22 protein-coding genes are annotated in these 26,187 nt (G+C 67.1%); 8 read left to right on the forward strand and 14 right to left on the reverse strand.

The window, feature by feature from the left end; genetic code table 11:
• Window positions 1-149 precede the first annotated feature (149 nt).
• From prpR to KF707C_RS15115, 5 genes are all read left to right on the forward strand, one after another.
• Complete coding sequence (gene prpR, locus KF707C_RS15095) at window positions 150-2,123, forward strand: propionate catabolism operon regulatory protein PrpR (protein ID WP_003450523.1); 1,974 nt, start codon at window positions 150-152, stop codon at window positions 2,121-2,123.
• Window positions 2,124-2,376: 253 nt separating this feature from the next.
• Entirely contained in the window at window positions 2,377-3,987 is a 1,611-nt protein-coding gene (locus KF707C_RS15100) for a long-chain fatty acid--CoA ligase (protein ID WP_003450524.1), read from the forward strand.
• Between the two features lie 85 nt (window positions 3,988-4,072).
• Window positions 4,073-4,402 (forward strand): DUF485 domain-containing protein, encoded by a 330-nt coding sequence (locus KF707C_RS15105; protein WP_003450526.1) that lies wholly within the window; start codon window positions 4,073-4,075, stop codon window positions 4,400-4,402.
• Window positions 4,399-6,042, forward strand: a complete 1,644-nt coding sequence (locus tag KF707C_RS15110) for a cation acetate symporter (RefSeq protein ID WP_003450527.1) — start codon at window positions 4,399-4,401, stop codon at window positions 6,040-6,042. Before KF707C_RS15105 ends, KF707C_RS15110 begins: the two co-directional genes overlap by 4 nt.
• Before the next feature lie 117 nt (window positions 6,043-6,159).
• Entirely contained in the window at window positions 6,160-7,422 is a 1,263-nt protein-coding gene (locus tag KF707C_RS15115) for an OprD family porin (protein ID WP_003450528.1), read from the forward strand.
• Between the two features lie 61 nt (window positions 7,423-7,483).
• Here KF707C_RS15115 and KF707C_RS15120 read toward each other — a convergent pair whose 3' ends face one another.
• Together KF707C_RS15120 and KF707C_RS15125 are read right to left on the reverse strand one after the other, a co-directional pair.
• A complete protein-coding gene (locus KF707C_RS15120; RefSeq protein WP_003450529.1) occupies window positions 7,484-7,780 on the reverse strand; it encodes a putative quinol monooxygenase in 297 nt (98 codons plus the stop codon).
• Between the two features lie 77 nt (window positions 7,781-7,857).
• Window positions 7,858-8,544 carry a type 1 glutamine amidotransferase domain-containing protein gene (locus KF707C_RS15125; protein WP_003450532.1) on the reverse strand — a complete coding sequence of 229 codons (687 nt, stop codon included), beginning with the start codon at window positions 8,542-8,544 and terminating at the stop codon, window positions 7,858-7,860.
• A 202-nt stretch (window positions 8,545-8,746) separates the two neighbouring features.
• Between KF707C_RS15125 and KF707C_RS15130 the strand changes: the two genes are divergently transcribed.
• A complete protein-coding gene (locus KF707C_RS15130) occupies window positions 8,747-9,718 on the forward strand; it encodes a LysR substrate-binding domain-containing protein (RefSeq protein WP_003450534.1) in 972 nt (323 codons plus the stop codon).
• Window positions 9,719-9,960: 242 nt separating this feature from the next.
• Window positions 9,961-11,667, forward strand: a complete 1,707-nt coding sequence (locus tag KF707C_RS15135) for an amidase (protein ID WP_003450535.1) — start codon at window positions 9,961-9,963, stop codon at window positions 11,665-11,667.
• 48 nt (window positions 11,668-11,715) lie between these two features.
• Here KF707C_RS15135 and tcuB read toward each other — a convergent pair whose 3' ends face one another.
• From tcuB to KF707C_RS15170, 7 genes are all read right to left on the reverse strand, one after another.
• Window positions 11,716-12,891: a tricarballylate utilization 4Fe-4S protein TcuB gene (tcuB, locus tag KF707C_RS15140; protein WP_003450536.1), complete on the reverse strand. Its 1,176-nt coding sequence runs from the start codon at window positions 12,889-12,891 to the stop codon at window positions 11,716-11,718.
• Window positions 12,872-14,326, reverse strand: a complete 1,455-nt coding sequence (gene tcuA / locus KF707C_RS15145) for an FAD-dependent tricarballylate dehydrogenase TcuA (RefSeq protein ID WP_003450537.1) — start codon at window positions 14,324-14,326, stop codon at window positions 12,872-12,874. The genes tcuB and tcuA overlap by 20 nt, the downstream gene beginning before the upstream one ends.
• A gap of 101 nt (window positions 14,327-14,427) precedes the next feature.
• On the reverse strand, window positions 14,428-15,372 hold the full coding sequence (locus tag KF707C_RS15150) for a LysR family transcriptional regulator (protein WP_003450539.1): 945 nt from the start codon (window positions 15,370-15,372) through the stop codon (window positions 14,428-14,430).
• A gap of 24 nt (window positions 15,373-15,396) precedes the next feature.
• Window positions 15,397-16,101, reverse strand: coding sequence for a TerC family protein (locus tag KF707C_RS15155; RefSeq protein WP_003450541.1), 705 nt, complete (start codon window positions 16,099-16,101; stop codon window positions 15,397-15,399).
• A 207-nt stretch (window positions 16,102-16,308) separates the two neighbouring features.
• Window positions 16,309-17,583, reverse strand: coding sequence for an OprD family porin (locus KF707C_RS15160; protein ID WP_003450543.1), 1,275 nt, complete (start codon window positions 17,581-17,583; stop codon window positions 16,309-16,311).
• 76 nt (window positions 17,584-17,659) lie between these two features.
• The gene (locus KF707C_RS15165) at window positions 17,660-18,964 is read right to left on the reverse strand and encodes a CitMHS family transporter (RefSeq protein WP_003450544.1); all 1,305 of its coding nucleotides are present in this window, start codon (window positions 18,962-18,964) and stop codon (window positions 17,660-17,662) included.
• A gap of 229 nt (window positions 18,965-19,193) precedes the next feature.
• Window positions 19,194-20,291 (reverse strand): 4-oxalomesaconate tautomerase, encoded by a 1,098-nt coding sequence (locus KF707C_RS15170; RefSeq protein WP_167394929.1) that lies wholly within the window; start codon window positions 20,289-20,291, stop codon window positions 19,194-19,196.
• A 138-nt stretch (window positions 20,292-20,429) separates the two neighbouring features.
• Between KF707C_RS15170 and KF707C_RS15175 the strand changes: the two genes are divergently transcribed.
• The gene (locus tag KF707C_RS15175; protein ID WP_003450552.1) at window positions 20,430-21,323 is read left to right on the forward strand and encodes a LysR family transcriptional regulator; all 894 of its coding nucleotides are present in this window, start codon (window positions 20,430-20,432) and stop codon (window positions 21,321-21,323) included.
• Window positions 21,324-21,335: 12 nt separating this feature from the next.
• On the opposite strand, the gene KF707C_RS15180 is transcribed toward KF707C_RS15175, so the two are convergent.
• The 5 genes from KF707C_RS15180 to KF707C_RS15200 all read right to left on the reverse strand — a co-directional run bounded on the left by KF707C_RS15180 (window position 21,336) and on the right by KF707C_RS15200 (window position 26,177).
• Window positions 21,336-21,689, reverse strand: a complete 354-nt coding sequence (locus KF707C_RS15180) for a helix-turn-helix domain-containing protein (protein ID WP_003450553.1) — start codon at window positions 21,687-21,689, stop codon at window positions 21,336-21,338.
• The gene (locus KF707C_RS15185; protein ID WP_003450564.1) at window positions 21,686-23,002 is read right to left on the reverse strand and encodes a type II toxin-antitoxin system HipA family toxin; all 1,317 of its coding nucleotides are present in this window, start codon (window positions 23,000-23,002) and stop codon (window positions 21,686-21,688) included. The genes KF707C_RS15180 and KF707C_RS15185 overlap by 4 nt, the downstream gene beginning before the upstream one ends.
• A gap of 290 nt (window positions 23,003-23,292) precedes the next feature.
• Window positions 23,293-24,453, reverse strand: a complete 1,161-nt coding sequence (locus tag KF707C_RS15190; RefSeq protein WP_003450567.1) for an MFS transporter — start codon at window positions 24,451-24,453, stop codon at window positions 23,293-23,295.
• A gap of 30 nt (window positions 24,454-24,483) precedes the next feature.
• Window positions 24,484-24,855 carry a cupin domain-containing protein gene (locus tag KF707C_RS15195; protein WP_003450568.1) on the reverse strand — a complete coding sequence of 124 codons (372 nt, stop codon included), beginning with the start codon at window positions 24,853-24,855 and terminating at the stop codon, window positions 24,484-24,486.
• Window positions 24,852-26,177 carry an NAD(P)/FAD-dependent oxidoreductase gene (locus KF707C_RS15200; RefSeq protein ID WP_003450569.1) on the reverse strand — a complete coding sequence of 442 codons (1,326 nt, stop codon included), beginning with the start codon at window positions 26,175-26,177 and terminating at the stop codon, window positions 24,852-24,854. Before KF707C_RS15200 ends, KF707C_RS15195 begins: the two co-directional genes overlap by 4 nt.
• Between the last annotated feature and the right edge of the window lie 10 nt (window positions 26,178-26,187).

Raw genomic sequence — 26,187 nt, forward strand, 5'->3', positions numbered from 1 at the left:
CAGCACCGGAATATTTTAACTTAATGCTTTAAAAACAATTATTTAGGTAAATAAGACGACGCCCTCGCATTGTCTTTCAAGGATCACGGATTGCAGATCTGAAATCTTTGTTTCAGTCTGGAAAAAGAAATGGACCTCCGGAATTCCCCATGCCCAACGCGCCCTATCTGCCCCGCATCATCGCGCTCATCACACACCTGCGAGCACCGGAAGGGCCCAGCCGCATGGCCCGGATCGTCCGCGAGGTGATACCCGACTACCAGGCACGGGCCCTGGTGGAAATCGTCGAAACCTCGGTCAGCGACCTGCGCCACACGGGCAAGGCGCTGGAAGCCCGCGAGGACGTCGACCTGATCATCTGCTCTGGTGCCACGGCCGAGTACCTGCGCCGGCACATCACCACCACCATCCTGTCGATCCACATGGGCGAATACGACCTGATTCGCGCACTCGACCTCGCCAGGGGGCGGGCCACCAAGGTCGGCATCGTCAGCTTCCAGCAAGCCCATCCCGAGCTGGATGCCATGGCATCCCTGTTCACCGTCGATCTCCGCCAGGCCACCTACACGAACTTCGAAGAGGCACGCCAGCAGGTCCGCCAACTCGCGGACGATGGCTACCGGGTCATCGTGGGCTCCTCCACGGCGGTGGAGCTGGCGGAAGCCTCCGGTGCCCAGGGCGTGCTGGCACTCAACAGCGACGCGGTGCGCCGCACCCTGGACGAGGCCCTCGCCATCTGTCGCAGCCGCGCCCAGTCAGCGATACAGCAGCAGCGGCTCAATGCCGTCCTGCGCAACCTCAGCGACGGTGTGATCGCGGTGGATGCACAGGGCCTGGTGCAATCGATCAACCCACGCATGGTGGAACTGCTGGGCATCTCAGCCGAGCGGGCGCGCGAACGCCCGCTTGCCGAACTGATCCCGGAGCTGGATATCTCGGCCGCCCTGGGCAAGGGCGAGAGCGAGGAAAGCCGATTGATCCGTGCCGGCGGCCGCACCCTGGTGGCCAACGTCACGCCCATCATCGAGCAAGACCGAACCGACGGGGTGGTCATTTCCTGCCAGGAGCCCACCACCATCCAGCGCGCCGACCGCCGCATCCGCAGCCAGGCGCGGCCTCGCCAGTTCACCGCGCGCTATCGCTTCGAGCAGATCCTCGGCCAGGCGTCCAACTTCCGTGCCCTGCTCGAACTGGCCCGGCGCTATGCCGACACCGACTCCACGGTGCTGATCACCGGCGAGAGCGGCACCGGCAAGGAACTGCTCGCCCAGAGCCTGCACAACGACAGCCAGCGCCAGGCCGGTCCCTTCGTCGCCATCAACTGCGCGGCTTTTCCGGAGACGCTCCTCGAAAGTGAACTGTTCGGCTATGAGGAAGGTGCCTTCACCGGCTCCCGCAAGGGCGGGAAGTCCGGCCTGATCGAAGCCGCGCACACCGGCACGCTGTTTCTTGACGAAATCGGCGACATGCCGGTGAGCCTGCAGACCCGGCTTCTGCGGGTCCTGCAGGAACGCGAGGTCCTGCGTCTTGGCGCGTCGGAGCCCACACCGGTGGATATCCGGGTGATCGCCGCGACCCACTGCGACTTGCGCGGTCGCATGGCCGACGGACGCTTCCGCGAAGACCTCTATTACCGACTGAACATCCTTCGGCTGGTAGTACCTGCTCTGCGCGAGCGCTCGGAGGACATCGCCCTGCTGGCCAGCGCCATCCTCGCTCGCCTGCCCCTGCCGGAGGCGGCGGCCCGGGCCGGGCGGGCGCTCCTGCAGCAGCTGATGCCACGCCTGGAAACCCACCGTTGGCCGGGCAATATCCGCGAGCTCGAGAACCTGGTGGAACGCGCCGCCCTTTCCGCCCAGGTCCTCGGATCGACGAAGGGGCAGGACGAGGCAGCCCTGCGTCGCCTGTTTCCCGAACTGTTCGAACACCCCGCGCCAACGCTGCCTGCCCATGAAGTGACAGGTGAGGCCATCGATCTGCGCAGCGTCGGCAAGGCTCATGAAACAGCCTACGCGCGGGAGGTGGTCGAGGCCTGCAACGGCGACCTGGATGCCGCCGCTCGCCAGCTTGGAATCAGCCGCACGACGCTTTGGCGTCGACTGCGGGCCGGGCGCCCGGCGTAGGGACCACTGCCGCCTGATTTCATTCCTGGAAAGGCATTGCAGGATTGAAATTGAAACCTCCGGCGAGCGCCCTTGCTCGCCCCGGCACCCGCCACAGATTGATGATCCAAGCCATTGATTTTGTTATTTATCTTCAAAAACGACCTGCTGTCTTGATAGCGCTGGCACAGCCCTTGCTCCAGCCCTCCTAAGAGTCCGCGACCACCCGGTCGAGGCCTGATTGCCCCAACAAGAACAAGGCAGGAGGTTGCCCGTGCAAGGCCAGATGATGAACTTCAACCTGGGAATCACTGCGATCATGCGGCATGCGCTGCAGGTGGCGGCCGATACCGAAATCGTTTCCCTGTTCGCCGATGGCCAGGTGCATCGCTACCGCTATGCCGACGCATTCTCCCGTGCGGCACGGCTGGCCAATGTCCTCGACGTCCTGGACTGCCCGCCCGGCGCGCGCGTCGGCACCCTGGCCTGGAACGACCACAGGCATTTCGAACTCCACTACGGCATCCCCTGTTCCGGGCGCGTATGCCACACCATCAATCCCAAGCTCTTTCCCGAGCAGATCCGCTACATCGTTCGCCATGCCGAGGATGATCTTTTGTTCATCGATCCGCAGTTCGTTCCGCTGGTGGAGGAACTGCACCAGGAGCTGCCGACCGTGCGGCGCTTCATCGTCTTGTGCGACGAGGACCAGCTCCCCGCCAGCCGACTGCCCGGGCTGCTGAGCTACGAATCGCTGCTGGCTTCAGCGGTGGACCACCATGCCTGGCCGGATCTGGACGAGCGCCAGGCCAGCGGCCTCTGCTACACCTCCGGCACCACTGGCAACCCCAAGGGCGTACTCGCCAGCCACCGCAGCACGGTGCTCCATGGCATGGCCCAGAACATGGCCGACAACCTGGGGCTGAGGGCAACGGATGTGGTGATGCCATTGGTGCCGATGTTCCATGTCAACGCCTGGGGCATGCCATACAGCGCCGCCATGGCCGGCGCCAAACTGGTCCTGCCGGGGCCGAAGGTGGGCGATGCCGCAGCCATGGTGAAACTCATCAACGACGAGGCCGTCACCTTTTCCCTGGCCGTACCGACACTCTGGGCCAACATCGATCAGTACCTGGACCACCATGAACTCCGCGTGCCCAGCCTCGGACGCGCCGTCACCGGCGGCGCTGCCTGCCCACTGGCCCTGATGGAGTCCATGGCGCGCAAGGGAGTCGCCCTGGAGAATGCCTGGGGCATGACCGAGATGAGTCCCATGGGCAGCTACAACCGCCATCAGCCAGGGTACGACGACCTGCCGGAGCCGGCCCGGGGCCAACAGTTGCTCAAGTCCGGGCGGGCGCTGTTCGGCGTCGAGATGCGCCTGCTGGACGAGTCCGGGAGCACGCTGCCCCACGATGGCCGGAGCGCCGGGGCGCTTCAGGTACGGGGGCCCTGGGTGCGCAGCGCCTACTTCGGCCAGGCGGGGTCCGACGACTGGTTCGATACCGGTGACATCGCCACCATCGACCAGAGCGGCCACATGCAGATCACCGACCGGATCAAGGACGTGATCAAGTCCGGCGGCGAGTGGATCTGCTCCGTGGAGATCGAGAACGTCGTCATGGCCCATCCGCAAGTGGCCGAAGCCGCCGTCATCGGGGTGGCCCACCCGCGCTGGAGCGAACGCCCCCTGCTGGTGGTCGTCCCGCGGGACGCCGACGCCCCGCCGTGCCATGGGGAGCTGATCCGCTTCCTCGAAGGCAAGGTGCCGAAATGGTGGTTGCCCGACGCCAGCGAACTGCTGGACGAACTGCCTCACACGGCCACCGGCAAGGTGAGCAAGAAGACCCTGCGCGAGCGCTTCGCCGACTACGCCTGGCGCTGATGGCGCCATCCCCGACCCCAGAACCACGGCCCGCCGCCATCGGCGGGTCGACGGGCAGCCCTACAACAAAAAAAGCGGAGGCACCATGTCCAGTACACCCGAATCCACGGCAGACCATTACCAGCGTATCCGCCAGGACCCGAGATTCATCGCCCTGGTCCGGTCCCGCTCCCGCACCAGTTGGCGCCTCACGCTGCTGGTGCTGGCCACCTATTTCCTGTTCATGGGGGTTGCCGCGATACGGCCGGATCTTCTCCACCTGCCGCTCTATCCCGGCAGCCACCTGAGCCTCGGCCTGCCCCTGGGCGCCTTGCTGATCCTGATCACCTGGCTGCTCACCGGCTGGTACGTCCATCGCGCCAACACCCACTACGACCGACTCGGCCAACGCATCATCGAGGAGAGCCAGGCATGAGAACCATCCTGATCGGCGGCCTCGCCGCCCTGCCCCTGATCGCCCGCGCCGACACCGGCCAGTCAGGCCCCAACCTCCACGCCATCGGCATGTTCCTCCTGTTCGTCGGCATCACCCTGCTGATCACCTGGTGGGCCGCACGGCGCACCCAGTCCACCCACGACTTCTACACGGCCGGAGGCGGCATCAGCGGCATGCAGAACGGGCTGGCCATCGCAGGCGACTACATGTCCGCCTCGACGCTCCTGGGGCTCTCCAGCCTGGTGTTCGCGAAGGGTTACGACGGTGTCATCTATGTCACCGGTTTCTTCATCGGCTGGCCGGTCCTCACCTTCCTGATGGCGGAGCGGCTTCGCAACCTGGGCCGCTACACCTTTGCCGACATCGTCTCCTTCCGCCTCGACCAGCGCCGCATCCGCGTGCTGGCGGCCTGCGGCTCGCTGACGGTGGTCACCTGCTACCTGCTGCTGCAGATGGTCGGTGCCGGGCAACTGATCAAGCTGCTCTTCGGCCTGGACTACGGCGTGGCAGTGGTGGTGGTCGGCGTTCTGATGCTGGTCTATGTGGTGTTCGGCGGCATGCTCGCCACCACCTGGGTGCAGATCACCAAGGCCATCCTGCTCCTGGCCGGTGGCAGCGCGCTGATGCTGATGGCCCTGGCACAGTTCGACTTCAACCTGGAAACCCTGGCGCAGCGTGCCGTCGAGACCCATGCCAATGGCTGGAACATCATGGGGCCCGGAAGCATGCTGTCGAACCCGCTGAACGTCGCTTCCATGGCGCTGGGGCTGGTATTCGGACTGGCAGGACTGCCCCATATCCTGATGCGCTTCTTCACCGTGCCGAATGCGCGCGAAGCGCGTAAATCGGTGTTCTACGCCTCGGGCTTCATCGGGTTCTTCTTCCTCGTGGTCTGCGTCCTCGGCTTCGCCGCCATCGTCATCGTCGGTACCGAGCCGCGCTTCTTCGTCGACGGCAAGCTCGGCGGCGCCCTGGTGGGCGGCGGCAACATGGTGGCCATGCACCTGGCACAAGCCGTGGGTGGCAACCTCTTCCTCGGCTTTCTCTCGGCCGTGGCCTTCGCCACCATCCTCGCCGTCGTGGCCGGCCTCACGCTGGCGGGGGCATCCGCCATCTCCCATGACCTCTACGTCACCGTGATCAAGCGCGGACAGGCCAGTGAGGCGCAGGAAATGCGCGTGTCGCGCCTGGCGGTGCTGGGACTCGGGCTGGTGGCGATCACCCTCGGCATCCTCTTCGAGCAGGTGAACATCACCTTCCTGGTGGGCCTGACGTTCGGCATCGCCGCATCGGCGAACTTCCCGGTACTGATCATGGCCATGTACTGGCCCGGCCTGACGACACGCGGCGCCATCTGGGGCGGGCTCATCGGCCTGGCGTCCGCCCTGTCGCTGGTCATCCTCTCTCCCACCATCTGGGTGACCGTACTGGGCCAGGAGAAGGCCCTGTTCCCCTACGACCACCCGGCACTGTTCTCCATGCCGCTGGCCTTCCTGGCGATAGTGGTGGTGTCGAAGCTGGACCGCAGCGCGAGGGCCGCCCTGGACCGACAGGGATTCGCCGACCAGAACGTGCGAGCCGAAACCGGGCTCGGTATCTCCGGCGCCACCTCCCACTGAGAAACCTGGCCGCATCCAGGCCCTTCTACCGCTTGAGCGTCGCGCGACTCACCTTCCCTTCGAGTCGCGCTTTTTTTCCCGCCTTCACCACAAGCACAACAACAAAAGGAACCTCCGATGACCCGCAACACCCTCACCACCGACCTCCTGTTGGCCGGGGGCGCCCTCGGCTTGTCCGTCGCAGCCCAGGCGGACGTGATTGGCGACAGCAAGGCCAGCCTGGAGCTGCGCAACTTCTACATGAACCGGGATTTCCGCCAGTCGACAGCGCCCCAGGCCAAGGCGGAAGAATGGGCCCAGGGCTTCCTGCTGAAACTGGAGTCCGGCTTTACCGAAGGCCGTCTCGGCGTGGGACTGGATGCCCTGGGGTTGCTGGGTGTGAAGCTCGACTCAGGTTCGGGGCGAAGCGGTACCCAGCTCCTCAAGCAGGACCGGGAGACCCGCGAGGCACAGGACGAATACGGAGAACTGGGGCTGACCGCCAAACTCAGGACCTCCCGCACGCTGCTGAAACTGGGAACCCTGCAACCCCGACTGCCTTCGGTGGCCTACAACGATGGGCGCCTGCTGCCCCAGACGTTCAGAGGGATGCACCTCAGCTCCCAGGAAATCGACGGTCTGGTGCTGGACGCCGGGCGCCTCACCCAGGTCAACCAGAGAAACTCCTCCGACTACGAGGACATGACCCTCAGCAACGGCAGCGCCGGTGCCATAGGCATCACCAGCCGCAAGGCCAGCGACGCCTTCAACTTCGGTGGGCTGACCTATCAATGGAACGGCAACCTGGCATCGGCCTATCACTACGGCGAACTGGAGGACCTCTATCGGCAGCACCTCTTCAACCTCAGCTACAACCTCCCACTGTCCCCGTTGCAATCGCTGAAGGCCGAGGTTCGCCTGGCCAGCGCCCGCGATGCGGGCTCGAGCAATGTCGACAACGATGCCTATGGCGCCATGCTGACCTATCGCCACGGCGCCCATACGCTGGCGGCGGCCTTCCAGCGGATGGCTGGCGACACCGGTTATGCGTATATCGCCGGCAGCGATCCCTTCCTGTTCAACTACGTGCAGTTCGGGGACTTCGCCAACCGCGACGAACGCTCGTGGCAACTGCGCTACGACTTCGACTTTGCCGCACTGGGCGTGCCGGGCCTGACCTTCATGACCCGCTACCTCAGTGGCGGTGAAATCGACCTGGGCACTGCTCGGCCGGAGGGCGAGGAGTGGGAGCGCAACACCGACCTCGCTTATGTGTTCCAGGGTGGCCCCCTGAAGAACCTCGGGGTGAAATGGCGAAACGCAACGGTCCGCACCCGCCACTTCGGCAACGATCTGGACGACAACCGCCTGATCATCAGCTACAGCCTGCCACTCTGGTAAAGCCGCGTCCCGGCGCTACCGCCCCCGGCACCACCGTGGGCGGTTGACGGAACCGGGCGGCTCAGGCGATTCGGGCCGCACGGACGATCTCCGGCGCGGCGTGCAACATGGGCGCGACCCGGACCAGGGCCTGCCGCACGTGCGTCGCCTGCCAATGGGCAACTTCGTCCGCGGGGGTCCGCCAGGACTCGAATGAAGAGAACGCCAGAGGATCATCGACGGACTGGTAGTAGCCATACTCCAGGCAACCCGGTTCCTGCCGACTGCGCTCGGCCAACTCGGCCAGCAGCAGGAGTAACTCTTCCAGGTACTCCGCCCTGACACGGAAACGGGCCATGACATGAAGTGGAAAGTGCATTGAACGACAGCCTCCAACGAGAATGGCAACGCCCCCGGCCGGGCGTGGCGGCACGGGGGCGTCAGCGGAACGGGACTTCAGGCGGCGAGCGCCTTGAGTACGAGGTCTGCCACGGGGCCTCCGGAGGCCGGATTCTGGCCAGTGATCACGCGCTGGTCGGCGACCGCAAAGGGCAACCAGGGTTCGGCGGCCTTCTTGTAGATCGCACCGCGCTTCACCAACTCGTCCTCGGTCAGGTAAGGCACGTACTTGTCGAGTTCGGCGAGTTGCTCCTCCTGGTTGGAGAACCCCGTTACCTCCTTACCGGCAATCAGCAACGAGCCGTCGGACAGCCGGATGTTCAGCAGCCCCACCGCGCCATGGCAGACCGACGAGACGATGCCGCCATTCTCGAAGATGCGCCGGCTCAAGGCCTGAAGCTCTTCGTTGTCGGGAAAATCCCAGACCACTCCGTGGCCCCCGGCGTAATAGATCACCGAGTAGTCATCCGGATTGACCTGGCTGGGCTTCAGCGTAGCCCCCAGACGGCCCATGAAGGCGCGGTTCTGGTACCAGGCCCAGTCGGTCTCGTCCGCCATCGCCAGGCTGTGGGGGTCGATTGGCGTGTAGCCACCCTCGGGGCTCACATAATCCACCGCATAGCCCGCCGCCTCGACCTTCTTCACGAAATGCACGGCCTCGCCCAACCAGAGGCCGGTTGCACGCGCGAGATTCGGGTACTTGGGAACGCTGGTCAGTACCACCAGCATCTTCTTCCTGCTCATGTCACACCTCGTCTGTGCGCCTGGGGCGCTTGCCCCGGGACGGTTGCGCGATCGTCAGCGCCAGCTTCACTTTTTCCAGCGACTGCTCGATCCGGATCGACGGGCCGGTTGGCCCATCGGCGAAGGGCACCTTAGATGCGCACCGGTCATGCCGGTAGGCGCCGGATCGGAACTGACCATTTCAAAGATGGAACATCACGCGATGTATGACCTGAACGAGCTGTACTACTTCACCCAGGTGGTTGAGCATCAGGGAATCGGCGCGGCCAGTCGCGCCCTGGACATCCCCAAATCCAGATTGAGTCGTCACCTGGCGACCCTGGAGGGACGCCTTGGCGTGCGCCTGATCAATCGCTCCACTCGTCAGTTCGCGGTGACCGACCTGGGGGTCGCCTACTACGAGCACTGCCTGACGATGCTGGATGGCGCGCAGGCCGCCCAGGCGGTCATCGACCAGAGCCAGGCCACGCCACGAGGCCTGGTGCGTCTGGCCTGCCCCACGGCCCTGCTCAACTTCCTGGTGGCGGGTATGCTCGCCCGCTTCATGCAGCGCTACCCCGAGGTGGAAATGCACCTGGAAAGCACCAATCGCCAGGTCGATCCGCTGCGCGAGGGGTTCGACATCGTCCTCGGAGTCGGCTTTCCCCCCTTCGAGGACAGTGGCCTGACCATGAAGCGGCTGTCGGCCAGCCCCCAGGAACTCGTGGCCGCCCCCACCCTGATCGAACGACTGGGCCAACCCCGAAGCCTGGCGGACCTGATCCGTTTTCCAAGCCTGGACATGGGCCCCAGTGCCCGCCAGTACCTCTGGAACATGGAAGGTCCCGAGGGCGTCCAGGCAACGGTGCGGCACTCGCCCCGACTGGTGACCGACGACATGATCACCCTGCGCCGGGTCGCCCTGGAGGGCGGCGGCATCGTCCAGCTTCCCAGGCTGGTGGTCTTCAAGGACATCCGCAATGGGGTGCTGGCCCCTGTCCTGAATCAGTGGAGGCCCAGGGGCGCTGTCGTCCACGCGCTCTTCCCTTCCCGGCGAGGCCTGCCTCACTCGGTGAGGACACTGCTGGACTTCCTGGCCGAGAGCTTTGGCGAGCTGGACTTCGAGAACCTCTACGAGGGTTACGTGCTGCGTGGCGACGAGGACGCCTGCTTCCTTACCGACTCCAGGCTCTAGTGTCCTGTTTGCTAAGTTCGTTGACTTTAATCCGAGCGAGCAAGCGCTGGTCTCCCTTCTCCCTCCGGGAGAGGGGCCGGGGGTGAGGGAAGTGCATCCAGCCGACAAAACCGCGACAGATGAACCAATCAACCAGACAGGCCACTAGCAGCGCACGCGGCCTGCCTGGTGTTTAATAAGCGCCTGAACGATTCGTCGCCCCGCGCGGGCGGCGCGCCCCACCCAGAACAGGCGTCAACCCCATGATCGAAGTCACCGAAGTTTCCATTGCCGACCTGCGCGCCGCGCTGGAGTCGGGCCGCACCACCGCCGTCGAACTGGTGAAGGCCTACCTCGCCCGCATCGACGCCTACGACGGCCCGGACACCGCCACCGCCCTCAACGCCGTGGTGGTGCGCAACCCCGACGCCCTTGCCGAGGCCGAAGCCTCCGACGCCCGCCGCGCCCGGGGCGAGACCCTCGGCCCGCTGGACGGCATCCCCTACACCGCCAAGGACAGCTACCTGGTCAAGGGCCTCACCGCCGCCTCCGGCAGCCCGGCCTTCAAGGACCTGGTGGCCTACCGCGATGCCTTCACCATCGAGCGCCTGCGCGCGGCCGGCGCCATCTGCCTGGGCAAGACCAACATGCCGCCCATGGCCAACGGCGGGATGCAGCGCGGCGTCTACGGTCGCGCCGAAAGCCCCTATAACGCCGCCTACCTCACCGCGCCCTTCGCCTCCGGGTCCTCCAACGGTGCCGGCACCGCCACGGCGGCCAGCTTCGCCGCCTTCGGCCTGGCCGAGGAAACCTGGTCCAGCGGCCGGGGCCCCGCTTCCAACAACGGCCTGTGCGCCTACACCCCCTCCCGCGGGGTGATCTCCATCCGTGGCAACTGGCCGCTGACCCCGACCATGGACGTGGTGGTGCCCTACGCCCGCACCATGACCGACCTGCTGGAGGTCCTCGACGTGATAGTCGCCGAGGACACCGAGAAGCGCGGCGACCTCTGGCGCCTGCAACCCTGGGTGCCGATCCCCTCGGTCGCCGAGGTGCGCCCGGCCCGCTACCAGGACCTCGCCGCCGGCGCCGAAGCCCTGGCCGGCAAGCGCTTCGGCGTGCCGCGCATGTTCATCAACCAGGACCCGGACGCCGGCACCAGCGAGAACCCCGGCATCGGCGGCCCCACCGGCCAGCGCATCCACACCCGCCCCAGCGTCATTGACCTGTGGGAGCAGGCGCGCCGGTCCCTGGAGGCCGCCGGCGCCGAGGTGGTGGAGGTGGACTTCCCGCTGGTGTCCAACTGCGAAGGCGACCGCCCCGGCGCGCCCACGGTGTACAACCGGGGCATCGTCTCCAAGGAATTCCTCCACCACGAACTCTGGGACCTGACCGCCTGGGCCTTCGACGACTTCCTCCAGGCCAACGGCGATCCCAGGCTCAACCGCCTGAAGGACGTGGACGGCCCGCAGATCTTCCCCCACGAGCCCGGCACCCTGCCCAACCGCGAGGGCGACCTGGCGGCCAGCATGGCCGAGTACGTGACCATGGCCGAGCGCGGCATCACGCCCTGGGACCAGATCGAGACCCTCCCCGACGGCCTGCGCGGCCTGGAACATACCCGCAAGCTCGACCTGGAGGACTGGATGCAGGCCCAGGGCCTCGACGCCGTGCTCTTCCCCACCGTCGCCGACGTGGCCCCGGCCGATTCCGACGTCAACCCCGCCTCCGCCGACATCGCCTGGAGCAACGGCGTCTGGGTGGCCAACGGCAACCTCGCCATCCGCCACCTGGGCGTGCCCACCGTCACCGTGCCCATGGGCCTGATGGCCGACATCGGCATGCCGGTCGGCCTGACCTTCGCCGGCCGCGCCTACGACGACAACGCCCTGTTGCGCTATGCCGCCGCCTTCGAGTCCACCGGTTCGCGCCGCATCGTTCCGCCGCGCACCCCGGCGCTGAAGGGCTGAGCCTCCACCACCCCGCCGCCTGGCGGGGTGGTCCATCCGACTCTCCCGTCATTCCCCACCGAGTCCGGGTCCCCTGGTCTGGCGCTTTTCCATCGCGTACTTGAGCAAGGCGGCGCTGCGGAAGATCCCGTGGGCGAACTTGCCGTAGGGCAGCGTGAGGAAGAAGGCCATCACCGCGCCCAGGTGGACCGCCAGCAGGATCGCCATGGTGCCGCTGTCGCGCCAGGCCAGCAATGCCAGGCCCGACAGGCTCACCAGCAGCAACAGCAGGATGAAGCCACGGTCCATTGGTCGCTGCCCGGGGTCGCCGTGCTCCGGCAGGCGACGGCTGCCGAGCAGCAGGAGCCCCGCTGGCCCGATCACCAGGCCGATGCCGCCCAGCGTCCCCAGCAGCACCGGCGGACTCAGCAGCGGATAGGGCGCGACCTCGCCCAACAGGTAGTGGTAGCCCGTGGCGACGGCGGTGGCCGCGAAGCAGAGCAGGAAGCCGTAGAAGGTCAGGTGATGGAAACGGCGCCGCCAAAGGGTGAAACGGTCGCTGCCGTCGTGACAGCCTTCGCCGTGTCCGCCATCCAGGTACTTCAGCGTCAGCACCGCACCGGTGGCCTCGGCCAGCGCCCCGGGCGCGGCAGGCGTGGGCAGGGTCGCCGGCGACACCTCGCGCCAGAAGCGGCGGGTCGCCACACCCAGGGCGAAGACGGCGGCCAGCAGCACGCTGCCGAAGCCGAGGGCCAGGACGTCGTGGGGGAATACAGCGTAGAAATTCCCCTTCAGAGGCCCCGGCAACAGGGTGCCGTTGATCGCCAGGGCCAGCAGCAGGAACAGCGACAGGCCGGCCACCAGCGCGAGGGCCAGGGTCAGTCCGTTGCGCCGGTACAGGCGGCCGAAGCCCCGTGGCCAGGCGTAATCGGCATAGGTCTGGGCGCGGACCCGTGCCATCGCCCGGGGCACATTGACCGCGAAGGCGTGGGGGCTGGCGTACTGGCAGGCGTGCAGGCAGGCACCGCAGTTGTGGCAGAGGTTCGCCAGGTAGTGGATGTCGCCTCGGCTGAAGGCGAGGCGCCGGGTCATGGCCGGGAACACCGCGCAGAAGCCCTCGCAGTAGCGGCAGGCGTTGCAGATACGCAGTTGCCGGTCGACTTCGCCTTCGTCGAGGTTGAGGAGTGGGATCAGGTTGCCGGTCGGTTCACCCGGAACGGCCGGCTCATACGCATGCACGGTCATCGTGTCGCTCGCTGGAAGAATGCTGGAAACCCGCCGCGCGGGCGGCCTGGACGCCGGCGATGCGGCCGAAGGCGGTGCCGATGGACATGCCGACGCCCGCCGTGTAGCCCTTGCCGAGCACATTGCCGGCCATCATTTCCCCGGCCACGAAGAGGTTCGGGCTCGGTTCACCGGAAAAATGCACGGCTGCGGTCGCGTCGGTGCGCAACCCGAGGTAGGTGAAGGTCACGCCCGGACGCAGCGGGTAGCCGTAGTAAGGCGGGCTGTCCAGGGGCAGTGCCCAGTGGGACTTGGGTGGCACCAGCTGCCGGGTGTGGCAGTCGTCCAGCCGGGTGTGGTCGAAGGTGCCCACCCGGCAGGCGGCGTTGTAGGTGCCGACCGTCTCCACCAGGGCTGCGGCTGGCAGGTTCAGTTGTCGCGCCAGGTCGTCCAGGGTCTGCGCCATCGCGCCGGGAAACACCGGCGGCATGAAGCGGCCCAGCGCCTTGCGGTCGATGATGGAATAGCCCACCTGCCCCGGCTGCTGCGCTACCAGACGGCCCCAGATGGCGTAGCGCTTGGGCCAGAAGTCCTCGCCTTCGTCGTGGAAGCGCCGGCCCTCGCGGTTGACCACTATGCCGAGGGACACGCAGTCGATCCGCGTGCAGATGCCGCCGTCGAACTCCGGGGCGCGCGCATCGATGGCCACCATGTGCGCCTGGGTGGGGTCGCCGATGGCGTCGGCGCCCTGCTCCATCAGGTTGCGCAGCAGCACACCGGTGTTGAAGCGCGTGCCACGGATCAGGAAGTTGTCGGCGGGCCATTCGCCCTCGGCGTTGCGCCCCCAGGCCTCCCGCAGCCACTGGCGATTGGACTCGAAGCCGCCGGCGGCGACCACGCAGGCCCGGGCCCTGATGCGCTCGGCGGGCAGGCTGCGACCCTCGACGACTCGCTCGTCGAGGTGGGCGGCGACGAACCGGCCCTGTTCGAGTTCGATGCGGCTGACCGGTGCGTCGTAGCGAACCTTCACGCCCAGGCCCTCGGCACTGCGGTAATAGGCGTTGATCAGGGCCTTGCCGCCGCCCATGAAGAAGGCGTTGGTCCTGGCGGTGTGCAGCGCGCCGGACAGCGACGGCTGGAAACGCACGCCATGGCGGCGCATCCAATCCCGGCAACTGGCGGATGCGCGGATCACCAGGCGCGCGAGCGCCTCATCGGTCTGGCCGGCCGTGACCTTGAGCAGGTCCTGCCAGAATTCCTCCTCCGGGTAGGCATCCACCAATACGTCCTGGGGCGCGTCGTGCATGCAGCGCAGGTTGCGCGTGTGTTGTGAGTTGCCGCCCCGCCAGGCCCGTGGCGCGGCTTCCAGGACCAGTACGCTGGCGCCGGCTTCCCTGGCCATCAACGCGGCGCACAGGGCCGCGTTGCCTCCCCCTATCACGAGGACATCGATCATCTTGCCTCCTGTTCTGGCGAGGCATCGTTCAGTCCCTCGCACCGGCCGCGACTCTAGACAGGGACGTCCGCCGTCGAAACGCGCGGGGGCGACAGGGGTCTTCAGTTTTGCTGAAGGCCGACAGGCGGCAACAGGCGCGCCCCGGGCCAGCGCCCCTGCTCCACCAGTTCCCGGGTCACGGTCTGCACCACCAGGCGAGTCGCCAGCGCCGCCGGGGTCAGCTCATCGTCGGACAGGCTCACCAGCAGGCTGCGCCGCTCCACGCCCGCGTCCGCGATGGGGAAGACGCGCAAACCGGCCTCCCGCGAACGGGCGACCACCGCACCGGGCTGCACGGTGGCGGCGTAGCCGGCGGCCACCGCCGTCATCAGGGTGGTCAGCCCGTCGATCTCCATCACCACCTGCGGCTCGCCGCCGATACGGGCGAAGGCCGCGTTCAGGGTGGTCCGCAAGCCGTGCTGCAGGCTGGGCAGAACCAGCGGCACGGCCTGCAGGTCGGCGAGGGACACCGCATCGCCCCAGTGCGGCGGAACCAGCTCGGGTGGCGCGATAACGAACAGTCGCTCCTGCAACAGCGGCAGGACGCCGAGGCGCGGGCCGGGATCGCCCTGGAACAGCACCGCCAGGTCCAGGCGGCGCGCATTGAGCTGCGCCCCCAGGTACCCGGAGAGCATCTCAACGAGATGCAGGCGGATCTGCGGGTAACGCTCCGCCATGGCGGCCATCAGGGGCCTGGCGAGTATCGAGGCAGTGGTCGGCGCCAGTCCCAGGCTTGCGTAACCGCTCATGCGTCCGCTCTGGGCCGCCAGTACCGCGTACTCCGCCTGGCGCAGGGTGAGGCGAGCGTGATGCTCGAACGCCAGGCCGGCGGCGGTCGGCGTGACGCCGGTGCTGGAGCGGTTGAGCAACCGCGTCGCCAGTTCAGCCTCCAGCTTGCCGAGCTGCTGGCTCAGGGCCGGGGCGCCGACGCCCAGCTCCAGGGCGGCACGCCCCAGGCTGCCGTGCTCCAGCACGCTGAGGAAGTAACGCAATTGGCGCAATTCCATGGCGACGCGCTCCTCGCTTCGGGTTCAGGAATGGACTTCGGGCCGGGATGCACCCGCCAGCCGCTGCCGCCGGTTCAGCAGCAGCCCGCCGGCGATCACCAGCGTGGCACCGGTGGCGGAAGCCAGCGGGTGGACCCAGGCGGACTCGGGCAGCCAGGAGGCCAGCGCCACGTCGGTCACCAGCATGCCGCCGGCGATCCAGCCCAGCAGCCCGCCGCCCAGCAGCACCACCTGAGGGTAGCGGTCCAGCAGGCGCAGGACGAACTGGCTACCCCAGACGATGATGGGGATGCTGATCAGGACGCCCAGGCTCACCAGCAGCAGGTTGCCACCGGCCGCGCCCGCCACCGCCAGCACGTTGTCCAGGCTCATCACCGCATCGGCGATGACGATGGTCTTGATGGCGCTGAAGAATCCGGCGCCGGCCGCTACTTTGTGGGCCTCTTCCGGCTCGGGCTGCAGCAGTTTGATACCGATCCATAGCAGCATCAGCGCCCCGGCCAGCTTGAGGAAGGGCAAGGCGAGCAGTTGCAGGGCGAAGAACAGCAGCAGGATGCGCAGCACGATGGCGCCGGCCACCCCGCCGAATATGGCGCGACGGCGCTGCGGCTCGGGCAGGTGGCGACAGGCCAGGGCGATGACGACGGCGTTGTCGCCGCCCAGCAGGATATCGATGGCGATGATCTGCGCCAGGGCCATCCAGAATTCAGGCTGCATCAGCCACTCCATCAGGGGTACCTCCTCGGGTTGGAAATAAAGCCGGAGACCCGCAAGGGCCCCGGCACCGGAGCCCGTACCACGTCGAGGGGTCGTCGCGCGGAAGGGCCGGACAGGCGTGGTCGTGATCAAGGAAGCCCACGCCCCTTGTGAGGGCGTGGGCGCGGCGCCCGCTCTCGAAAGCGCCACTTCGGGCCGGTGGGCCCGCAGGTTCGGTCCCTACCAGAGGGCGATGTCGTAGGTGAGGTAGAGCCGGTTGTTGTCGCGGTCGCGGCTGTAGCTGGAGCGGTAGGCGATGTTTCGCCACTTGACGCCCAACCCCTTCAGGGCGCCCGACTGCACCACGTAGGCCAGGTCGAAGTCGCGCTCCCACTCGTTGGTGGCGACCTCGGCTCCCCGCAGTTCGGTGGTTCCGTCCCGGCCCTTGAAGTAGCGCAGGCCGGCGGTCAGCCCCGGGACACCGAGGGCGGTGAAGTCGTAGGCGTAGCCGAGCATCCAGGTGCGCTCGTCCTCTTCGACGAACTTGCCGACGCCGGCATTGCTGAAGCTGTAGACGGTGGCGCCGTCGACGAAGGGCAGGCCGCCCTCCCCGCCCAGCCGCTGGTAGCCGGCGCTCAGCGCGTGGCCGCCCAGGCTGTAGGTCAGCAAGGCGCTGAGCATCTCGTTGTCCAGCTCGCCGTTGCGCGCCTGCCCGACGTCCTGGCTGCGGAAGTAGCGCAGGTCGCTGACCAGGCTGCCGGGCCCGAGGCGCGTGGTATGCACCAGCCCCAGGTAGTGCTGGCGATAGAACTCCTCCAGCTCGCCCAGGTAGTAGCTCAGGACCAGGGGCTTGCCGACCTTGTAGTCGGCCCCGGCGAACCAGAAGCCTTCGCCCTGTTCGCCGCCATAGCCATCGGCCGTGATCGGCTGGTAGTCGCTGGAATCCCGCTGGCGGAATTCATCCAGGTAGCCGGCGGTCAGGCTGAGGCCGGGGATGTCGACGCTGGACACCTGGGTGCCCTCGAAGGTCTGCGGCAGCAGGCGGGCGTCGTTGCGCACCAGCACCGGCAGCTTCGGCTGCAGGGTGCCGTGCCGGAGGGTGGTCCCGGCCAGGCGGGACTTGGCGGTCAGGCCCAGGCTGGAGAAATCGTCGGCGGAGCGGCCGTCGTCATGGCGCGGAAGCAGCTCGGTGCCGGCACGGCCGCGACCGGAGTCCAGCTTCACCCCCAGCAGCCCGAGTGCGTCGACGCCGAACCCGAGCGCACCCGGCGTGTAGCCGGACTGGGCGTCCAGCAGGAAACCCTGGGCCCACTCCTCGCGGCGGGACTGGGCGCTGGCGGCGGCCCGGGGCGACAGGCCGGACTCGTCCTTGAAATCGTCGTTGAAGTAGAGGTTGCGCAGTTGCAAGGTGGCCTTGCTGTCGGCGAAGAAGCCGTCGGCCATCGCGGCGGGCGACAGGCCGCAGGCCAGGCAGGCCAGTACCGCGCCGGAACGGCGCAGGGCGTGATGAGACATGGTGAACCTCGTCTGACAGGCAGGTGTCCGGGCTCCGGCGTGGAGCGCGACGGTCAGGGATCGGGAAAGGGGACGGTCAGGCCACCAGGGTGATGGCGCCGCTGAGCAGGGCCACCGCGGTAATGACCAGCGAGGTCAGCACCGCCCACTTCCAGGTGAAGCGCTGGAAGTCGCCGATGTCGCGGTCGACCATGCCGACCAGCAGCAGCGTGGAGGCGACCAGGGGGCTCATCAGGTGCACCGGCTGGCCCAGCACCGAGGCGCGGGCGATTTCCACCGGGTCGATGCCGTAGGCCGAGGCCGCCTGGGCGAGGATGGGCACCATGCCGAAGTAGTAGGCGTCGTTGGAGAGGACGAAGGTCAGCGGCATGCTGGTGATGGCGACGACCAGCGGGAAGATGCGGCCCCAGCTGGCGGGAATCATCTCGACCAGGGAGTTGGCCAGGGAATCGACCATCTTGGTGCCGGAGAAGATTCCGGCGAAGACCCCGGCGGCGAACACCAGCAGCACCACGGTCATGGCGTTGCCCGAGTGGGCGAGGATGCGCTCCTTCTGCTCTTCGAGGCGCGGGTAGTTGACCATCAGCGCCATCACGAAGCCGAGCATGAACAGCACCGCGGCGTTCATCAGGCCCATCACCAGGGCGGTCATCACCGCGATCACCAGCAACAGGTTCACCAGGATGCGGCGCGGCCGCTTGTGCGGGCTGTCCGCGAGGATGGCCTTGATGTAGCAGTCGTCGCCGCCGGTCTTCAGGTGCACGCTGCCGATGCGCTTCAGCTCGCGGCGCCCCAGCACCCAGGCGGTGAAGACAACCCACGCCGCCCCGCCGATCATGGTCGGCAGCATGGGAATGAAGTAGTGGCTGGCATCCAGGCCCAGCACCGCGATGGCGCGGGTGGCCGGGCCGCCCCAGGGGCTCATGCCGCTCATGATGCTGAGGGAGAGCATGGCGATGCAGGCCAGCACCAGGGGGTTCATGCCAATGCGCCGGTACAGGGGCAGCATGGCCGCGACGGTGATCATATAGGTGGTGGTGCCGTCGCCGTCCAGGGCGACCATCAGCGACAGCAGCGCGGTGCCGATGGCGATCTTCACCGGGTTGCCGTTCACCGTCTGGAGAATCCGGCGGATCAGCGGATCGAACAGGCCGGCGTCGATCATGATGCCGAAGAACAGGATGGCGAAGAGCAGCAGCGCTGCCGAAGGTGCCACGGTTTTCAGGCCATCGAGCATCATCTTGCCGAGCTCGGGCGCGAAGCCGCCGACGAGCGCGAAAGCGATGGGGACCAGGGTCAGGGCCACGACCGGGGAAAGGCGTTTGGTCATGATCAGGTAGGTGAACACGACCACCATGGACAAGCCGAGCAGAGAAAGCATGGCGTTGGACTCTTGTAATTATGGGGTTCCAGCCTCAGGCAAGCGTGGCGAACCGCCTGCCATGAAGCCGCTAATCACCGGGGCGCGCAAGGGCCCCGTCAGTCGGTTTCGTAGAGGCGCGAAGGCAACGGCCGGTTGAACTCGGAGAGGCGGACCAGGGGCATGGAAAGCATGGCGATGTACCCGTCTTGTGATTGTTGTCGGGAGGTTGGAGGCGGGCGCCCTGCGCTCAGTGCAGGGCGTCCGGAATGCGGTAGAACAGGCGGCCGTCCATGATCTTGCGGGCTGTGCGGATCAGCGAAACGCGGGCGATATCCATGGGGTTGCCGCCACGCAGTTCGACCTTGAGGTCGAGGTGGCCGGACGGGTGCTCGATGCGGATGGACTCCAGCGACCGCCCCGCCTCGGTACGCCCGCTGTCCAGGGCCAGCCGTTGCGCGATGCTGCCGGGGACGTTGACCGCCACGCCCAGCGCGATGGCGCCGGTGACGGCCAGGGCCTTGTGGCAGCGATGGGGCACGAAGTAGCGCGCGCAGAGCGTGCCGTCGCCGCTGCTGGCGGCGCTCAGCAGGATGGGCTTGGGCAGGACCGACTGGCTCACGTCACCCATGCCCATGCGCCGTCCGGCCTCCAGGCGGATGCCTTCGAGACGCGCGAGCATCGCCGCATCGGCATCCAGCACGGCGGGGTCGGCGTGGCCGTCCACCCCCAGGTCAGCGGCGCGGATGAGCACCGTCGGGGTGGCGGCGTCGATGCAGCTGACCTCCACACCGTCGATCAGATCCAGGGCCTTTCCGGTGGGCAGCAGCGCGCCGGTCTTGGCGCCGGCCACGTCGAGGAAGCTCAGGCGGATGCCCGCCGCGCTGCCCGGTACGCCGCTGATGCTGGTTTCGCCCTCGTACTCCACCCGTCCACGGGGCGTCGGCACGAAGCACTCGATGATCCGCTGGGTATTGAGGTTGAACACCCGCACCCGGGTTTCACCGTAGGTCGGCGCCACCAGGCCGGTCTCGATGGCGAAGGGGCCGACGGCCGAGAGCATGTTGCCGCAGTTGGGCGTGTAGTCGACCCGGCGCTCGGTGATGTCCACCTGGGCGAAGAGGTAGTCCACATCCGCGTCGCGGCGCGAGGAGCGACCCACGATCGCCACCTTGCTGGTGAGGGAGTTGCCGCCGCCGATGCCGTCCACCTGGAGCGGGTGGCCGGAACCCATCAGGTCGAGCAGGACCTCGCTCCTCGCCTCGACGGATTCAGGCAGGTCCGCCATGTGGATGAAGGGGCCGCGGGAGGTGCCGCCGCGCATGATCATGCAGGGGATGCTGTTCATCATCTTGGTCTAACCCATGACCGTTCCAACGATGGACAGAGCTTGTCAGCCGCGATTTAATGCTTCAAATGCAAATATCAGAGCCGATAAATAACCAAATCGGATTAATGCGTATAACGGATAAGGGAATGACCTTTCATGCATCGAATAGAATTCCTTGATCTCGCCGCCTTCGTCCGGGTGGCCGAGTCGCAGTCGTTCCAGGAAGCCGCCCAGGCCCTGCACCTCTCCCAACCCGCCCTCTCCCGCCGCCTGCAGAAGCTCGAGGAAACCCTCGGGGCCAAGCTGCTGGAGCGCACCACCCGGCGCACCTGGCTGACCGAAGTGGGCAAGGACTACCTGCCCCGCGCACGGCGCATGCTGGAGGACTACGAGTCGTCACTGCAGGGCATCCGCGAGCTCAAGACCCACCAGAAAGGCACAGTGACCATCGCCTGCATCCCTACTGCGGCGTTCTACTTCCTGCCCAGCGTGATCCGCGTCTTCAACGAGGCCTATCCGGGCATCCGCATTCGCATCCTCGACGTCAGCGCCAATGAGGGCCTGGAGCGCGTCGTCAGCGGCGACGCCGACTTCGGCATCAACATGATCAGCGCCCAGCACCCGGACGTGAGCTTCACGCCCCTGCTACGGGATCCCTTCGTCCTCGCCATGCGCAGCGACCACCCGCTGGCCGCGCTGCAGGAAGTGGGCTGGCATGACCTGCAGGGCGTGCGGCTGATCACGGTCAGCCGTGACAGCGGAAACCGCATGCTGCTGGACAGCGCCCTCTCCGGCCACGGCATCCGCCTGAACGGGTTCTATGAGGTGCAACACCTGTCCACCTCCCTCGGCCTGGTGGAATGCGGCCTCGGCGTGGCCATCCTGCCGCGCATGGCGATGCCGGACGCGGAGCACGAGAACCTCTGTTCGCGCGAACTGCCGCCACCGCACATCGAACGCACGATCGGCCTGGTGCGCCGCGACGGCGAACCGCTCTCCAGCACCGCCGAGCTGTTCATCGAGATGCTGCTCAAACGCTGGCGCGAGTGACGCAGGCCGCCTTCAACGGCTCGCCGACGCCCTGCCCGGCGGCCTCGTCCCGCGCCGCCGCAGTGGCCTGGGTGCCTCTTCCACGAGGCCTGAAACAGGCGCTAGCGGCGCCAGCGCCATCGTCATGCCGAAGAGCCGCAGGATGCCGTTGAGGGTGTTCAGGGTCGGGTTGCCCCTGTCGGTTTCCAGTTGGTAGAGCGCCTTGGTCGACATCCGGCACATGGATGCGAAGGTTTCCTGGTCGAGCCCGGTGACCTCGACGCGAAGACGTCGGATCGCCGTGCCCAGGGTTTCCCGCCCCTGGCGGTTCAGTTCGAGGATGTCCTCGATGCGCCGCTGGCGCTCCTCCACGGAAATCTCGTTCATAGCAGCCCCCAGTCTTTCAGTCTGGCATCCAGGTTGTTCAGCGGAATGGACGGTGCTCGACGCACCTCGTCCGGAAGCCCGACCAGCAACCCCGGCAGCGCGCGGAACACCTGTGCCGCATCCTTGAGCCGTGCCAGCAGGCGTGCGGGGTCCGTCAGTCCCTCCAGGGACGCGCACACGGCTGGCCAATCCGGGGCGCCCAGTCGCTCGCTTTCCCACTTGGTCGTCCGGGTCACCCCTTCGGGGTCGAGCACCATGGGCGCGAGGTCATAGATCGGAGCCAGCTGGAAGCGCCCCTGCCAGCGAAAGATCGAGGTGTTGCGGCCATGGTTGTCCGAATTGCCGAGGATGCGGTTGAGCAGGTCGCGGCGGACATACTCGAAGGCCAGGTCGTCGATCTCATCGAGCTGCTGGTTCAGCATCCAAAGGCCAGCCAGGCGTCGCAGCACCGCCTCGTGCTTCATCGGCGAGCCGGGGACGGTGTTCCCGCAGATGGAGTAGATCGACTCCATGGGAATGCGCTGCACTCGCCCCGCCACCACCCTGCGGTCGAAACGTGGCATCCAGAGGCTGGGCCGTTCCGCCTCCTCCAGCGCCAGGCCATCCGTCGACACAGTCTCCAGCCCCAGTTCGGCGATGGCCCGGTAGTAGTGGTACTCGGCACGCAGGATGTTGCGGTCGCGCTCGGTCACCCGGTTGCGGGCGAACTTCACCAGCCAGTGGCGACGCACCCGGTCATCGGCCAGCGCCGCATCCGCGTGCAACCCACCTGCGTCATCCTCGCTCATGAGCAGCTTGGGCGCCTCGCCCTGGGCGCCCGTGGCGCCGCCCATCGCCGCACCCTGTTCATAGGCGTATTCAAGGAAGTCGTTGGTGCGCTCCACCACGTCCGTCCGGGGAAAGGCCAGAGTGCCGAGCGAGGCGATCCGCTCGAACGACTCCTTGACCCGCAAGTGGCCGATCGGCGCGGGCGTGCAGTGCTTGAGCAGGAAGAATTCCATGTCCAGCCCTGCCGGCTTGTCGGCGGCGAAACGGGCCTCCAGGGAGCGGCGCGCAGCCCCCGCCGGCACGATGTCGTGAATGAAGGCCGGGTAGCCGCGGCTGCGGACGGAGGTCCAGCTCAGCGGCAGGTTGAGACTTACCGCCGTCTCGAAGGGCGACTCGATCCGGTCGATGAACCTCAGGAGGTACGCCTGGTTGTAGGCGGCCGAGCAGACGCCGTCCGCTACCTTCTGTGGCGCGTCCACGACCAGCACCAGCGCATCGTGCCATTGGCCGTCGACGTGGGCCTGGATCGTGAGTTGCTCGGACATGCCATCCTCAACCAATCGGTACTTGATTACCGAAAATATAGCCTTGGCGAAAACATCCGGCAATTAAATACTGACTGCCACCAAAGAGCCCGATTAAACAGCACTATAATGCCGAATCAGCACATAGCTTCGGACTCGATCGCGGTGCGTTGCCACTCGCGTAACGACAGGGCCTGAAGATGCGGGGCCTTCAGGTTGCGCACCGGCGCCAGCCCTGCGCGCTCCGCCAGTTCGCCGATCTTCGTGCCGTGGATGCTCCATGGTTAGACCGCGCGCCAGCGGCAGGCGCCCTACCCGCCCTGGACTGGCAGCGCCGCCACCTTGACCGTCTTCTCGCGCACCAGGCACACCACCAGCGTGGTGACCAGGATGCCGAAGAGGTACAGCGCCTGCGGCCCCAGCCGCTCCATGAGGGCACCGGCCACCAGCGGTCCGATGCTGGCACCGATGCCGAAGGTCATCAGCAGCGCGCCAGCGACGGAGACCCGTAGTTCGGACTCCAGGTTTTCGTTGGCGCGGGCCACGCCCAGTGGATAGAGGCAGAATTGCAGGAAGCCGATCACCGCCCCGATGACCATGATCGCGCCCCACCCGGGGGACTGGAGGAAGGCCATCGGCAGGTAGGCCAGGCCGAGCAAGGCGGCGGTCCAGCGGATCAGCGTCACGCGGGAGAATCGATCCGACAGCTTGCCCAGGGGCAACTGGGCCGCCAGCCCGGCGGCGATGGTGAGCGCCATGAACTGCCCCACCTGCGCCGGACTGAAGCCCATCTGCGCGGCGAAGATCGGCGTCAGGCCGTATAAGCAGCCGTTCAGCAGGCCGGAGGCGAGGATGGTGCCCAAGGCTTGCGGCAGACGGCGGAGATAGAGCATCGGCCGCACCCGCACCTGGGTGATGCCGCTGGGTTGCGGCCCCTGGTGCATGGCCATGGGCACCAGCCCGATGGCGAAGGCGATGGCCACGCCGGTCAGGGCCAGGGTATCGAGGCCATTCCCGAAGCTGAGCAGCAGTTGCCCGAGCATCATGCCGACATAGCTGGCCACCATGTACACCGACAGGGTGTTGCCACGGCGGCCTTCCGGCGCGCAATCGTTGAGCCAGCTTTCGATGACCATCAGCTGGCACATCATCGCCGCGCCCACGACGAAGCGCAGCGCCAGCCAGAGCGGGAGCGAATCGCTGAGCTGGTGGCTGAGGACCGCCGTGACGATGACGCCCGCGCTGGCCACGAAGGCGCGGGGATGGGACACGAGGCCGATCAGCCAGTAGCCGATGCGCCCGCCGAATACCATGCCCAGGGCATTGGCGGCCATCAGGCCGCCGCCCCAGAGTTCCGCCGCGCCTGCCGCGTCCAGGCGCAGGGCGAGGTAGGTCATCAGCAGGCTGGAACCCAGCTGCATCAGCAGGGTCGCCGCGTAGAGGGTTCCGAACGCCTTGGTGAGTGCGAACAATTCCGTTCCCCGGTGAGTTGAGGACCGCCGTCAGGCGAGGCCGTGGCGTTGTTTCCAATCCCCGGGGTAGACCACGTAGCCGAACAGCGCATGACCGCCGTAGACCAGCTCGGTGCCCTCGGGAATCCACAGCAGCTGGCCCGGCTCCACCCGGTACAGCTCGCCATTGGCCTTGAGTTCGAAACAGCCCTCTATGACGAAGATCACTTCGTCATAGAGCAGCGTCCAGGCCACCTCCGCGCCGTCCCACAGGGCGAAACCGACGCCCAGGTGGGGCGACACCTCGTTGCCGAGGGCACGGGCGACGCTGGCACCGCCCGGCGGCCCGCCCCGGTGGACGAACTCCAGGTTGCGATGGTCGACCAGGCGCACCGGCCCCTTGCCGCTGGGGATCCGGCTCATAGCTCGCTCCTGCTGTTCCAGGCCGCCCAGCGGATACGGGTGCTGACGCCAAGGCCGAGGAAGGGCTCCGGCGGGTTCAGCGAGGGCATGCCGGTCACCGCGCGGATATCGTCCAGTTGGGTCGAGCTGGCGCCGACCACCAGGTCCGCCAGCAAGGTCCCGGAGATGGTGCCCCAGGCCGCGCCCACGCCGTTGTCGCAGGCGGTGGCGAAGACGCCGTCGTCGAGCTGGCCGAAGAAGTTGGTGAAGTTCCGCGAGATCGCATAGGCGCCGCCCCAGGTGTGGGTGAAGGGCACCTCGGCGAGTTGCGGGTAGCGGGCGCGGAAGGCCTTGGCGTGATCCTCGCGGATGCGCGCGCGCGTGGCGTCGTCGACGCTGCGGCCGTAGCGCGGCACATGGCGGTAGGTGTTGCGGATGATCAGGCGGCGGTCCTGGGTCATGCGCACCGTGGTGCCGGCGTGGTCGGCGGGAGTCAGGCCCCAGTCCGCCTGGGCGCCGACGCGGGCCATCTCGGCATCGCTGAGCGGCCGGGTCCAGCTGGCGAAGGTCATGACCGGCAACAGGCGATTGCGCAGGAAACCGAATTCCTGGGTGAAGATGCTGGTACCCAGCAACACGCTTGGGGTGCGGATGCACCCGTCGTTGCCCTGCAGGACCCAGCCAGAGGACGATTTTTCCAGGCGCTGGATGGGTGATTCCTCAAGCACTTCGACGTTTTCCGGCAGCGAGCCGCCCAGCCCACGGACCAGGGCCGCCGGCTGCATCAGGTAGCAGCCCGGGGTGAAGATGGCGCGGCTGTAATGATCCGTTCCCAGCACGCTGGCCAGTTCACTACGCTCCACCAGCCGATAGGGCTCGCCAAGGTCGGCCAGCAGCGATTCGAAATGCTCCAGGTAAGCCAGTCCGCGCGGGCCCACCGCGCCCTGGTACTTCCCGGCGTGGGACCACTGGCACTCGATGCCGTGGCGGCCGATCAGGGTCTGCAACTGGTCGATGGCGGCGCGGTTGAGGCCCAGCAGGCGCTGCTTGTGCAACGGGTCCGGGTGCTCCAGGGCGAACTTGTGGGGCAGGTCGATGACGAAGCCCGAGTTGCGCCCGGACGCCCCGTAGCCGACGCGCTGGGCGTCCACCAGCAGGATGCGGGCGTGCGGCAGGTGGCTGGCCAGGCGGCGCGCCGCGGCCAGGCCGGCAAAGCCGGCGCCGATCACCACATGGTCGGCGCGTTGTTCGCCCACCAGGCGGCGGGCGGGTTGCGGTTCGGGCAGCGCGGCGTACCAGCCGCAGCTGCGGTCATCACAGGGCAGTTTGACAATGCTGTTCATGTGTCGGCCC

Source organism: Pseudomonas furukawaii, assembly GCF_002355475.1.
GTDB classification, from domain to species: Bacteria; Pseudomonadota; Gammaproteobacteria; order Pseudomonadales; family Pseudomonadaceae; genus Metapseudomonas; species Metapseudomonas furukawaii.